Here is a 13,261-nt window from a genome sequence, read left to right on the forward strand (position 1 = left end):
GCGCATCGCTGGCCCGACCACCCACCACAGCACCACCGACAGTCCCGCCGTATCCCGGACCCACCGGCGAACGCGCCCAATGGAAGTGGTACACCCCCTACCAACCACCACCCACCACAACCAACAACTAGCTTGCTGGTACGGGCACGGGCTCTAGTCGTGCTCGCCGTAGAGCCCCAGCTTGTTCTCGGGATCGCCCGGCACCCAGGTGCAGTCGACCTGTAGACGCGCGCCCATCTCCCTGGCCCGGTGCAACAGTCGCTGCCCGAGTTCCAGCTGGCCCGGCTCCCAGTTCGCGAGCGCCTCGGTGACGTCTGCACACTCGGCCAGTGCGTCGTGAAGTGCCCACGCGTTCGCCGCCGCCTTCGCCGTACCTGCCGCCGGATGGGGTCTGGCGGTGCTGGCCGCATCTCCCAGAAGCGCCACCCGGCCTGCGGCCATCCGGCGTGCGCCGACGTCGTAGACCGCCTGCAGGAAGGGTTGCTCGGTGCGCAGCACCACCTCGGCGACCGCCGGCGCCAGCAGTTCGGCTGCCGCTGAACGCATTTCTTCGATGAATCGATCCTGCACCTGTCCTGGATGCAGTGACACCTCCACCGAAACACCATGCTTGTCGGTCATCAACTCGTCGAGCTCGTCACCCTCGGCGACGTTGCGGTACCAGACATAGTTCATCGAACGCCGCCCCGCCGCGAGGCCACCCTCAGGCGACGGGATCGGGTACATGGGGACATGGGTGTTGGGCGCGACACAGTAGGTCACCGCGTCATGCAGTAGGCCGAACGTCGCCGCCGACAACCGCCTTTCAGGCACCAGGCCCCGCCACCCGACATAACCCGCGTACGCGAGTCGGGCTTCGGGCGAGAAATGACGCCGGTTGGCCGAGCCGATCCCGTCCGCGAACACCACCAGGTCGGCACGCTCACACCGGCCCGAGGCGAACTGCACCTCCACACCGTCGGGGTCCTGGACAAAACCCGCGGCGCACTCGCCGAGGTGGTAGTGATCGCGCCCGAAATCCGCCAGCAGCGCCCGGTGGAACGTGCCCCACGAGGTGAAGCTCCACGGCGCAGGTTCGCGGTAGAGCACCGCGTTGTCCGGACCCAGGTACTGCATGAAGCGAGTTGCGGTGCTGACGGTTTCGGGATGCTGGTCGCTGCACTCGACGAACCAGCGCAACGTCTCGGTGTGCAGGACGATGCCACTGCCCCGACCGTCGAGGTCGGTGGGGGTGCGCTCGAAGACCTCGACGTCGAACCCCAGCCTGCCCAGCAGCAGGGCGGTGGTCAGGCCGCCGATCGAGCCGCCCACGACCACGGCCCGGTGTCCGCTCCAGTCCTGCACGAAGTGACACTAGCGCTCAATCGCCGTACTGACGGCGAGCGCTCCGACGGGCGACAGGGAACAGATCGGCTCTAGTCGTGGACCGCGTCCAACGCGCGGAAGATCCGCTGTTCGCTGACCGGACGCGCGGTGCCGAGTTGCTGCGCCCACAGGCTCACCCGCAACTCCTCGATCATCCACGCGATGCCGCGCACATCCGCCGCTGCAGCGCGCGCCGGCGACAGCGCCGCGAGGAGGTCGTCGTAGGCGTCCTGCACCGCGGCCACCCGCACCATCCGGTCGCGGTCGGCGTTGAGCGCGTGCGGAAGTCGCTCCAGCCGCCGACTCACCGCGGTGAGGTAGCGGGCGAGGTCCCCCAGTCGACTCACGCCGGTGGCTGCGACGAAGCCGACCGGCACCAACCGGTCCAACTGGGCGCGGATGTCGGCGACCGCGTCGGCCTGCGCGGAGCTCGGCATATCGGGCAGCGCGAGTTGCACGTCGTGCAGCGCGGCCAGCACCTTCTCGACCCGGCGCACCACATCCAGCGTGCTGGTGACCAGTACACCGGTCAATCGTGTTCGGGCCGAGACGAATTCGTCTCTGGTCCACACCGGTTCGGCAACGTGGAGCGCCACGGCGGCGTCGGCGCAGTCGTCGAGCAGCGCCGGCAGCGTGCCGTCCGGATTGTTCCCCAGCACCAGCTTGGTGCGCAGATCCAGCTCCCGTTCGACGGGTTTGGCGATCGACGGACCCGCCAGTCGCAGCAGCCGCCGGCATCCGGGTGCTGCTGCGGCCTGCTGCTCGACCTGTGTGGCGAACACCCGGATGGACACCGACGTCCCCTCGTCGACCATCGCCGGATAGCCGCGGACGGTGTGTCCTGTCGCGCCGCGGCTCTCGACGGCGCGCGGCAATTCGTCGAGATCATCGGGCCAGTCACGCAGACCGGAACGTTCGAGCCCGGCCGCCACGGCAGCGGCCACCGCCTGCCGGGCGGGAGCGGCGAGCTGGTGTTGCAGTTCGTCGAGGCTCTTGCCGCGGGCCACCACGGCGCCGTCGCCAGATTCCACCGCGAAGGTGACCCGCAGGTGCGGCGGCAGCTTGTCCAGATCGAAGGCGTCGATGGGGACCAGGATCCCGGTGCGCCGTCGCAACTCCCGCTGCACAGCGTCGAGCAGCGGCCCGCTGTCGGGGGTGATCGCAGCCAGCAGGGCCCGCGCCGTGTCGGGCGCGGGGACGAAGTTGCGCCGCAGATCTTTTGGCAGCGACTTGATCAGCGCGGTGAGCAGCTCCTCGCGCAACGCGGGGACCTGCCAGGCGAACTCATCACCACCGAGGCGGGCCAGCACATCAACCGGGACATGCACCGTGACGCCGTCATCGGCGGCGCCGGGCTCGAACCGGTAGCTCAGCGGCAGCGTCAGGTCGCCGGCACGCCAGGCGTCCGGATGGTCCGCGTCCCCCTCGACACGCAGCAGGTCTTCACGGCGCAGCGTGAGCAGATCCGGCGTGCGGTGGCGCTGTTTGCGCCACCACCCGTCGAAATGGCGTCCGGACACGACGTCGGCGGGTACCCGCGCGTCGAAGACACCGTAGATCTCATCGTCGCCGACCAGCAGGTCCCGCCTGCGCTCCCGTTCCTCCAAGGCGGCCAGCTCCGTCCGCAGCTGCGCGTTGTCGCGGAAGAAGTGGTGCCGCGTCTCCCAGTCCCCCTCGACCAGCGCATGCCGGATGAACAACTCGCGTGACATCTCAGGATCGATGGGGCCGTAGTTGACACGGCGGCGCGCGACGATCGGCAGTCCGTAGAGGGTCACCCGCTCGTAGGCCATCACCGCGGCACGCTTGGCGTCCCAGTGCGGTTCGCTGTAGGCGCGCTGCACGAGATGTTCGGCGACGTGCTCGATCGCCTCGGGTTCGACGCGCGCCGCGGTGCGGCCGTAGAGCCTGCTGGTTTCGACGAGATCGGCCACCACGACCCAGCGCGGCGGCCGGCGGGTCAGCACGGAGCCCGGCGCCAGCACGAACTTCGTGTTGCGCGCCCCGGTGTACGCCCGGGAGTCACGACCCTCACTGTCACGTAATCCGATGTGGGACAACAGCCCCGCCGTCAGTGCCGCGTGCACCGCCGCGCTGTCGGCCGGTTCGTCCCGCTCCCGGATCCCCAGATCGCGGCAGATGCTGCGCAGCTGACCGACCAGGTCCTGCCACTCGCGGATCCGCAGGTAGTGCAGGAACTCGTCCCGACACATCCGGCGAAAAGAGCTGCCGGAACGCTCTTTTCGTTGATCGGACAGGTACCCCCACAAGTTCAGGAAGGAGATGAAGTCCGAATGCTCATCAGCGAATCTGGCATGTTTCTGACGGGCGGCCTCCTCACGGTCCACCGGCCGCTCGCGCGGATCGGGAATCGACAGCGCCGCGGCGATCACCAGGACCTCGCGCACACACTCCTCGGCGTCGGCCTGCAGCAGCATTCTGCCCAGCCGTGGGTCCACCGGGATCTGCGCCAACCGGCGGCCCACCGCGGTCAGGACTCCTGAGCCGTCGAACGCGCCGAGTTCCTGCAGCAGGCCGACGCCGTCGCGGATGCTGCGCGCGTCGGGCGGGTCGAGAAAAGGGAAGTCCTCCACGGCACCGAGATCGAGTGCAGCCATCTGCAGGATCACCGCGGCCAGGTTGGTGCGGAGCAGTTCAGGATCGGTGTAGCGCGGACGGGCGTCGAAGTCGGCCTCGGAGTACAGCCGGATGCACACCCCCGGCGCGATTCGCCCGCACCGGCCGGCCCGCTGCGCGGCCGACGCCTGCGAGATCGGCTCGATCGGCAGTCGCTGCACCTTGGTACGGCGGCTGTAACGGGAGATCCGGGCGGTCCCCGGGTCGACGACGTAGCGGATCCCGGGGACGGTCAACGACGTCTCGGCGACATTGGTGGCCAACACGATCCGGCGGTTGGCACGGCTCGGCTGGAACACCTTCTGCTGATCGGCGGTGGAGAGCCTGGCATACAGCGGCAGCACCTCGGTGCCGGGACCCACCGCGCTGCTGAGTGCCTCGGCGGTGTCGCGGATCTCCCGCTCACCTGACAGGAACACCAACACGTCGCCGGGAGGTTCGCCCGCGAGCTCGGCCACGGCGTCGACGATCGCGTCGGTCGGATCGCGCAGCTCCGTCCGCACCACCTCGTGGTCGGGATCGTCAGGGTCCCCGTCCCCGTCCCCGCCCTCGGCAGCCGGCCCGACCCGGACTTCCAAAGGGCGGTACCGGATTTCGACGGGGTACGTGCGGCCCGACACCTCAACGATCGGCGCACCCGCACCGGGTCCATGTTCGGCTCCGCCGCCGGGCCCATGTTCGGCTCCGCCGCCGGGCCCATGTTCGGCTCCGCCGCCGGGCCCATGTTCGGCTCCGCCGCCGGGCCCATGTTCGGCTCCGCCGAAGTGGGTAGCGAAGCGCTCCGGCTCGATCGTCGCCGAGGTGACGATGACCTTCAGATCCGGCCGCCGCGGCAGCAGCTCCCGTAGATAACCGAGGAGGAAGTCGACGTTGAGGCTGCGTTCGTGGGCCTCGTCGAGGATGAGCGTGTCGTAGCGAAGCAGCCGACGATCCCGCTGGATCTCGGCGAGCAGGATCCCGTCGGTCATCAGCTTCACCAACGTGCGGTCGCTGACCTTATCCGTGAAGCGCACCGCGTATCCCACGGCCTCACCCAGCGGCGTGCCGAGTTCGTCGGCGATCCGCTGCGCGACGGTGCGCGCGGCCAGTCGCCGCGGTTGGGTGTGACCGATGGTGCCGCGGATGCCGCGGCCGAGTTCGAGGCAGATCTTCGGCAGCTGCGTGGTCTTGCCGGACCCTGTCGCGCCTGCGACCACCACGACCTGGTTCTCGGCGATGGCCTTGGCGAGATCGTCGCGCCGCTCACTGACGGGCAGGTCGGGGTAGCTGATCACCGGAACGGCCGCGGTGCGCGTCGCGACCAGTGCTTCGGCGGTGGCGAATTGGCCGGCGAGCTTGTCGAGCTGCTCAGCGCTCGGGTTGCGCAGCTGCTTGAGCCGGCGACCCAGCCGGGCGGCGTCGCGGATCGTCAGCCCGTCCAGGCGCGCCCGCAGCACGCGAAGGTCGGCGGTGGACGGTTCGGACACTTCGGCAACGATAGGCGGCGGACCGTCAGTCCGCTCCGACCGTGGTCAGACAGAAGGGATGTCCGACCGGGTCGAGCATCACCCGCCACACCGCCGGCTGAGGCTGGTGTTCGGCTTGGCGGGCGCCCAGCCGCTGGGCTCCGGCGACGGCGTCGTCGAGGTCGGTCACCGACACGTCGAGGTGCATCTGCTGGCGCTGGCCGGGTCCGGGCCAGGCCGGTGGGACGTAGTCGGCGACGCGCATCATCGCCAGGATGTGGGCGCCGTCGGTGATGGCGACCACCCCTCCGTCCGGTGACTCGACCACCCGGCGCATCCCCAGCAGCCGGCCGTAGAAGTCCGCCAGTTCAGCCGGATCCGGGCAGTCGATCGAGGTCGCGCCCAGCCGGCCGACGGGTGCGTCCGCGTGCGTCATGATCTCCACTCTGACACGGCGTCTGACTCCGCGCAGTGACCACCGGCGCGAGCGCGCGGGTGCGGACGAACAGCACGGTGCCGGCCAGCAGCACCTCGATCAGCGCCACCGCGGAGGCCAGGTGCATCGGTGAGGTCGCCGCGACCGGCAGCGAGCCGGGGGCGGCACCGTGGTGGTGGGCACCGCTCATCGGCAGGTGCACGCCGACCATCACCAGGTTCATCGCGGCCACCAGCACCCAGGCCCGCACCGTGTCCCGGGTCCACAGCTCGTAGGCGCAGTACAGGCAGCCGACGAGCATCACCACCGTCAGCGCGGACACCCACGGGGACACCGCCGGACCGAGTGACGCACCGTGCAGCGCCGCCGAACCCGCGGCGAGTACGGCCGCAGACCGGCGCACGAGCGCGCGCGGTGTCCTCACAGAAGAAGTAGACCCCGTCGACGTCGAGAACTCATCCCGAACCGGAGCTGTCACAGACTCGCCGGTTGTGGTGGCTGATGCCGGTCACCAAGTTTCGCGGCCACCGTCGGCCTGGTGGTCGCGTTCTGGGGCTGACCGCTACGGCCGATCGGGTGACCAGTACTCCAGCATGTCCGCCAGGGTCGCGAACGCCGGTGTGTTGACCCCGTAGGTCGCCTCGAAGTGCACGCTGAGCGGGAAACCGAGTTCGCCGACGCCGTCGATGACGCGCTTGTACAGGTCGAGCATCAGCTTGCGCCGCTGTGCCGGTTCGGATCCGGCGAGCGTCCTGACGAACTCCTGCTCTGCAGCCACCGCCGGGTTCCCGGGGTCCTGGATCAGCCAGTTGATCAGACCGACCTTGGTCTCGAGCTTGGGCACAAAACCGAACGACAGCAGGATCTCGGGCCGGTGCTGGGTCGTCCTGGCGAAGTCGGTGAGCATCGCGACGATCGCGTCCGAGTACAACAGCTGCGTCATGCCGTAGGTCGCGCCCCGGTTGCACTTGAACTCGAAGCGGCCGTGCTCGCCTTCCCTGGTCGGGATCAGGATCACGCCGCGGTTGTCGACGACGTTGTCGAACATCGACAGCGCGTCGGTCGGCGCGACACCGGAGCCCTCACCGTCGTTGAGCGTGCGCGGGACACCCACGAACGCGATCCCGTCGAACCCGCTGTCGCTCAGCCGGGTCAGCCTGGCGCGCAGCGTCGGCTCGTCCATGAACGCGGTGACCTGCGTGCACAGGCCGTTGATGCCGGGCAGCTCCGGCTTGATCATCGACCAGAAATCCAGGACGTCGAGCTTCGGCTTCATCTCGATGGGCCGGTCGTCGTCCTCGTCGATCATCCCCGGGATCATCACGTGCCGGACGCGCCCGGCCAGACCTGCGTCCGCCGAACAGCGCAGCACCTTCTCGGCGTCCTCGAGGGCCCTTTCCCGGCCGCGTTCGACGTTCGGCGGCACCAGCTCCAGAGCGATGGTGTTCAGGCTCACAGCGTTGCTCCACATCTGACGTCGGCTTGTCCCCGGCGGCCGGGCCGATGTCGTTCCTCGGCCCCGTTCCCCCGCCACCAGGAAAATCACCATACCGACCGACCGATTCCGGGGCCCGGTACGGAGGGGCCGAGGCAGACCGCACTGCCGGCCGAGCTCTTATTGTGGGGGAAGCGCCCATGAAGAACCTGCAGAGACCGAACTCCGTCACGCCACCGGCCACGCTGACCGTGCTGCTGGCCCTGATCGCCTGCCTCGTCGCCGCCTGTACCGGCCTGGAACCGGCGCCGGGCACCACCTCCGGCACGAGCCCGAGCCCGAGCTCGCCGTTCGATCCGACGACGACGGCACCGCCGCCGCCCACCGGCCCGCTGTTGGCCTACCGGGCGGCCGACGAGCTGGGAGTCGTGGACGGCACCAGCGTGATCGCATCGGTGGCGGGCGCCTTCGCCCCCTCCAACGACTTGATCACCACCGAGGACGGCCGGTTCGTGTTCGCGCGGACCACCGACAGCCAGGTCGCCACCCTCGATGTGGCCACCGGTGAGGGCACCACCCGCGCGGTGCCGGTGGGTCCGGCGCTCGGGACGGCCGGGCCGAGCTCGATCGTGTGGTGGGAGCAGCCGAATCGGCTCATGCAGCTCGATCTCGCAGACCCCGACTCCCAACCCGTGCTGCAGCAGACCGTCGAACTGCCGCAGCTCGCCGGGGTGCGCCCAGGCGAGCCCCGCCTGATCGTCGCCCGCGGCGGTACCGCGGTGCTCGCACGCGTGGAGGGTCCGCCGTCGCCGTTCGGCGGTCCGGACACCCTCTACGCCGTGCACGGTCCGGGTGCACCGACTCCGCTGGGCCAGGCGGAGGCCAACACCCCGGTGACGACCGCCCGGCTCAGCGCCGACGGCGCATCCCTGGCCTACGCGCTGTACCGCAGCACCGACAGCGCGTGCGGGACTGCGGCCGTGGTGGTGTCCGACGCGGCCGGGGCCCAGCAGATCTTCGAGGTGGCAGGTCCGGACTCCGACACCGGGTCGACAGTGCCGAAACTGTGGTGGCCGACCACCGGCCAGCCGAAGCTGAGCCTGGCGATGTGGCGGTGCGACCGACCGGAGACGTTCCCGCCGCTGGTGTGGCAGGTGACCCCCGAGAGCATCGAACAGATCGTGCCGGCGACGTCGGCGTTGCAGACCGCCGACGTCGCGCCGGGACAGCGTGCCCTGATCCTGCCGCAAACCGGCTCGTACACCGAGCCGGCGGGAGCGCTGGTGCTCGAGGAGAGTGACCGCCGGATCGCCATCAAGGACGGCGTCGACGCCATCGCGGTCGTCGAACCGTCTCCGTAGTCTGGATGGGGTGAGCATCGCACTGCAGGGCCGGTTCGCCCGGGAGCTGCCGGAACTGGCGGTGCCCTGGAAAGCCGAGGCCGCACCTGAGCCGCAGCTCCTGGCGCTGAACGAACCGCTGGCCGCTGAACTCGGCCTCGACCCGGGATGGCTTCGCAGCCCGGAAGGTCTGGGTCTGTTGGTGGGCACGACGGTCCCCGACGAAGCGACACCCGTCGCTCAGGGTTACGCCGGGCATCAGTTCGGTGGCTTCGTTCCCCGGCTCGGGGATGGCCGGGCACTGCTGCTCGGCGAGATCGTCGACACCGCGGGCCGGGTGCGCGACCTGCACCTGAAGGGTTCCGGGCGGACCCCGTTCGCCCGTGGTGGTGACGGGCTCGCCGCGGTCGGACCGATGGTACGCGAGTACGTCATCAGCGAGGCCATGCACGCGCTGCACATCCCGACGACGCGGGCGTTGGCCGTGGTGGCCACCGGCCGCCCGGTGTACCGGGAGACGGTTCTGCCCGGCGCCGTGCTGGCCAGGGTCGCCGACAGCCACCTGCGGGTCGGCTCGTTCCAGTACGCCTCGCTGGTTTCGCGGTCCACCGGGGATCCGGAAGTGCTGCGCCGGCTGGCCGATCACGCCATCGCGCGTCACCATCCCACGGCCGCCGAGTCCGACAACCGGTATCTCGCGCTGCTCGACGCCGTGATCGCCGTCCAGGCCGACCTGGTCGCCCGGTGGATGCTCGTCGGTTTCGTGCACGGGGTGATGAACACCGACAACATGACGATCTCGGGCGAGACGATCGACTACGGGCCCTGCGCGTTCATGGAGAGCTTCAACCCGGCGACGGTGTTCAGCTCGATCGACAGCGGGGGCCGCTACGCCTTCGGCAACCAGCCCGGAATCGCGCTGTGGAACCTCGCCCGGTTCGCCGAGACACTGTTGCCGCTGCTGGCAGCGGACACCGATCAGGCGATCACCCTCGCCGAGACGTCGCTGGGCGAGTTCCCGGCCCGCTACCAGGACTGCTGGTCGACGGGCATGCGGGCCAAACTCGGAGTTGCGGCCACCCCCGCCGACGTGGTGACCCCGCTGGTCGATGATCTGCTCACCCAGATGCAGCAGAGCCAGGTCGACCACACGTCGTTCTATCGTCGGCTCAGCCGGGCGGCCCGCGGGGACGCAGAGCCGGCGCGGGGAGAGTTCATCGACCTCGCCGCGTTCGACAGCTGGCTTGTCCGGTGGCGCGACCTGGACCCGGATCCGGACGCGATGGACCTGGTCAACCCCGTCTACATCGCGCGCAACCACTTGGTGGAGGAGGCGCTGACGGCGGCGACGTCGGGTGAGCTGGCGCCACTGGGACGGCTGCTCGAGGCCATCGGATCGCCGTTCGACGAACGACCCGGGTTCGAGCGTTATGCCGAGCCCGGTGAGAAAGAGTTCAACAGCTCATTTCGAACTTTCTGTGGAACCTGACCGCCCGGGCGTACCGTGGCGGGAACCGTAGCAGCTACCCCACAGGAGAGCCCTTGAGCGGCAACAGTGTCAGGCTTGGGCTTCAGGACCTGATTTTCATCTATGGCGAGACGTCGAGTTCGAAGATGCACGTCGCCGGGCTGCTCCCGTTCACGCCGCCGGCCGACGCCTCCCGGGACTACCTGCGGCAGATGATCGACGAGGCGCGGCGCCAGGAGGTGATGGCGCCGTGGAATCGCAAACTCGCCCACCCGCGGTTGCAGTTCAGCCCGGTGCACACCTGGGTGACCGACGAGGATTTCGATTTCGACTACCACGTCCGGCGCTCGGCGCTGGCCAGCCCGGGCGATGAGCGGGAACTCGGCATCCTGGTCTCCCGGCTGCACAGCAACCACCTCGATCTGACCCGCCCGCCGTGGGAGATCCACGTCATCGAGGGGCTCGAGGGCGGTCGCTTCGCGCTGTACATGAAGATCCACCACGCGCTCGTCGACGGTTACAGCGCGATGCGGATGCTGGCGCGCAGCCTGTCGACGGACCCGGAGTCGCGCGACACCCGGATGTTCTTCAATGTGCCCACCCCGCCACGGCCCCGCCGGACGCCCCCGTCGCCGTCGAATCTCCTGACCACCACGCTGCGTACGCTCGGCGGGTTCGGCTCCCAGATCGCCGGTGGCGTCAGCTCGGCGGTCGATCTGACCAACGCGATCGTCAACACCCAGATCCGGCGCGACGGTGAGTTCTCCAGGATCGCCGGTTCGGCGTCGGCACCGCACAGCATCCTCAACGCGCGGATCAGCCGAAACCGTCGGTTCGCCACCCAGCAGTACGAATTCGACCGGCTGCGCGCTCTGAGTTCCCAGCACGGCTCGACGATCAACGACGTGGCGCTGGCGATCATCGGGGGTGGCCTGCGCAAGTTCCTCACCGATTTCGACAAGCTGCCGGACCGCTCCCTGATCGCCTTCCTCCCGGTCAACGTGCGCCCCAAGGGTGACGAGGGCGGTGGAAATGCGGTGGGGGCCATCCTGGCTCCGATGGGCACCGACATCGAGGACCCGGTCGAGAGGCTGGAGGCGATCACCGCGGCGACGCGCGCGTCCAAGGCGCAGCTCCAGACGATGTCACCGACGGCCATCATCGCCTACACCGCGGCACTGTTGGCACCGGCGGGTGGACAGGTCGCCGGCGCCTTGACCGGGGTGCAGCCGCCGTGGCCCTACACCTTCAACCTGTGCGTGTCCAATGTTCCGGGCCCGCGGGAGCCGTTGTATTTCAACGGTTCCCGGCTGGAGGCGACGTTCCCGGTGTCGATCCCGATCCACGGGATGGCGCTGAACATCACGCTGCAGAGCTACGCCGAGACCATGAACTTCGGCTTCGTCGGCTGCCGCGACGCGCTGCCTCATCTGCAGCGACTCGCGGTGTACACCGGTGATGCGCTGGGCGATCTGGAGAAGGCGTCGCTGCGCTAACCCAGCGCTAACCGGGTGCACCCTCGGCCCGGCTACGCACCTCAAGAACGACGCGCGTCGAAAACCAGCAGCGCGACGTGCAGCGACGTTCTGGATTCGCCGTCGTCGAGGTCGACGCCCAGAATGTCACGGATGCGAGCCAAACGCTTGTACAGTGCCGGCCGACTGATGTGCAGTCGCTCGGCGACCGCCACCTTGTTCCCTGCGGCGGCCAGATACTCGCGCAGCACCGCGACGTCAGAAGGGTCGCCCCGATCATCAGCTGTCAACAGTGATTTCAGCTCGGTCTCGGCGAACTGCTGCACCCGCCTGTCGTCGCGCAGCAGCGTGACCAGGCCACGCAGCCTGGTGTCCGAGGCGCGGAAGTACGGGCGCAGCTCCCCCATCGACAGCGCCACCTCAGCGATGTGAGCGGCCTCGGCAAGCCCGGCGATCGCGTCCGTCACCGCGCTCACCTCAGCGGCCAGCGCCAGTACCGAGCCTTGCGGGGCGTCGACACGGGCGACTTCGCGGCGCAGTGTTTCACCGAGCGCTGTGAGCGCTTTTGTCGCCGCGGAGGGTCTGGGGTCCTTGAGCGCGAGGACGGCGGCGACCTCACCGTCGCCGCGCAAGGCGAACAGCCCGGTGTGGCCGGCGGCGTTGACGGTGTGCGCGACGGTATCGAGAAGGGCGACGTTGCGGCGATGCCTGGCCACAGGATCACCGGCCCGCTTGTGTCGTTCGACCCTGACCACCGCAGGGAGGTAGTGCGCGCAGGCGCGGAGCCCGAGTGCGTGCGCCCGGGCGGCGGCCTCGCGTTCCTCGGTGATCCTGCCGTGCCGGACGTCATCGATGAGGCCACTCTGGGCCTGCTGCTGCAACCCTGAGCGGTCGCGTTCGATCATCCGGTGCAGAGCCAGCGCCGCCGCCGCGCGCTCGAGGACCATCGTCGCCCGGCCGGAGTCCGTGGGAGGGCGCGGCACCACCAGACGTCCCCACTCCTCGGTACGAGGGCCGACCGCCGTGGTCGCCCACTGCTCGCCACCGGCACCGGGGCTACGTCGCGAGCGACGCTCCCAGTCCTGCAACGTCGAGGCGTGGGCACGCGCGGATACCGCGAGCGCCCGATGCGAAAGATCCTCCAGCACAACGGGTTCATCGAGAATCCGGGCAGCGGCGTCCACGATGCCTGCGACCGAGGCCCGCCTCATGCTGAGCTCTGTGAAGGTTTCGTGAACACGGCGATCGAAGGCGACCTCGTCGTACTGTTCGGCGACGATCCTGCGATGCACCGCCTCGGTCACCTCGACGAATCGGACCGGGTGATGCAACACCACAAGCGCAAGATCGAGATCCTCCGCGATCGCCGCAGCATTGCCCGGAAGAGCCGGCAGCCGGTCCCCCAGCTCTACGACCACGCCGACCGCCCCCGCCGACGCCAGGCGTTGCAGGTATTTTCGCGGAGCCCGCGCGAGCGCCGCGCCTGTGGTCAGCACCAACTCCCCGCCCTGAAGCAGGGCGGACAGATCCGCCAGGTCGCTGCCGTGTACCCACCGAAGATGCTCGTCCCAGCGCCGCGCGGACAGCACCTCTGGGTCACCGGCCTGCACCACGGGCAGCGCGATGACCTCGCCTACCGTCAGCGTCATTAACACAATGT

At 69.3% G+C, this 13,261-nt stretch carries 9 protein-coding genes; 3 read left to right on the forward strand and 6 right to left on the reverse strand.

Features of this window, described 5'->3' with window-relative positions; all coding sequences use genetic code 11:
* Window positions 1-153: 153 nt before the first annotated feature.
* The 5 genes from BEMPMBAN_RS27620 to BEMPMBAN_RS27640 all read right to left on the reverse strand — a co-directional run bounded on the left by BEMPMBAN_RS27620 (window position 154) and on the right by BEMPMBAN_RS27640 (window position 7,339).
* Entirely contained in the window at window positions 154-1,344 is a 1,191-nt protein-coding gene (locus tag BEMPMBAN_RS27620; RefSeq protein WP_159234678.1) for an FAD binding domain-containing protein, read from the reverse strand.
* A gap of 71 nt (window positions 1,345-1,415) precedes the next feature.
* Window positions 1,416-5,468, reverse strand: coding sequence for an ATP-dependent RNA helicase HrpA (hrpA, locus tag BEMPMBAN_RS27625; protein WP_159234679.1), 4,053 nt, complete (start codon window positions 5,466-5,468; stop codon window positions 1,416-1,418).
* Window positions 5,469-5,493: 25 nt separating this feature from the next.
* On the reverse strand, window positions 5,494-5,883 hold the full coding sequence (locus tag BEMPMBAN_RS27630; protein ID WP_159234680.1) for a VOC family protein: 390 nt from the start codon (window positions 5,881-5,883) through the stop codon (window positions 5,494-5,496).
* On the reverse strand, window positions 5,816-6,307 hold the full coding sequence (locus BEMPMBAN_RS27635) for a hypothetical protein (protein WP_337761925.1): 492 nt from the start codon (window positions 6,305-6,307) through the stop codon (window positions 5,816-5,818). The genes BEMPMBAN_RS27630 and BEMPMBAN_RS27635 overlap by 68 nt, the downstream gene beginning before the upstream one ends.
* Before the next feature lie 138 nt (window positions 6,308-6,445).
* Window positions 6,446-7,339: a mycobacterial-type methylenetetrahydrofolate reductase gene (locus tag BEMPMBAN_RS27640; RefSeq protein ID WP_159234681.1), complete on the reverse strand. Its 894-nt coding sequence runs from the start codon at window positions 7,337-7,339 to the stop codon at window positions 6,446-6,448.
* Between the two features lie 179 nt (window positions 7,340-7,518).
* Between BEMPMBAN_RS27640 and BEMPMBAN_RS27645 the strand changes: the two genes are divergently transcribed.
* The 3 genes from BEMPMBAN_RS27645 to BEMPMBAN_RS27655 are packed head-to-tail and all read left to right on the forward strand — an operon-like array spanning window position 7,519 to window position 11,622.
* On the forward strand, window positions 7,519-8,679 hold the full coding sequence (locus tag BEMPMBAN_RS27645) for a hypothetical protein (RefSeq protein ID WP_159234682.1): 1,161 nt from the start codon (window positions 7,519-7,521) through the stop codon (window positions 8,677-8,679).
* 10 nt (window positions 8,680-8,689) lie between these two features.
* Complete coding sequence (locus BEMPMBAN_RS27650; protein WP_159234683.1) at window positions 8,690-10,147, forward strand: protein adenylyltransferase SelO; 1,458 nt, start codon at window positions 8,690-8,692, stop codon at window positions 10,145-10,147.
* Window positions 10,148-10,200: 53 nt separating this feature from the next.
* Window positions 10,201-11,622: a WS/DGAT/MGAT family O-acyltransferase gene (locus BEMPMBAN_RS27655; protein WP_159234684.1), complete on the forward strand. Its 1,422-nt coding sequence runs from the start codon at window positions 10,201-10,203 to the stop codon at window positions 11,620-11,622.
* A gap of 41 nt (window positions 11,623-11,663) precedes the next feature.
* Here the strand turns inward: BEMPMBAN_RS27655 and BEMPMBAN_RS27660 are convergent, their stop codons facing one another.
* Window positions 11,664-13,250 (reverse strand): PucR family transcriptional regulator, encoded by a 1,587-nt coding sequence (locus BEMPMBAN_RS27660; protein ID WP_159234685.1) that lies wholly within the window; start codon window positions 13,248-13,250, stop codon window positions 11,664-11,666.
* Window positions 13,251-13,261 lie beyond the last annotated feature (11 nt).

It is taken from the genome of Mycolicibacterium austroafricanum (assembly GCF_902705885.1).
GTDB lineage: Bacteria > Actinomycetota > Actinomycetes > Mycobacteriales > Mycobacteriaceae > Mycobacterium > Mycobacterium vanbaalenii_A.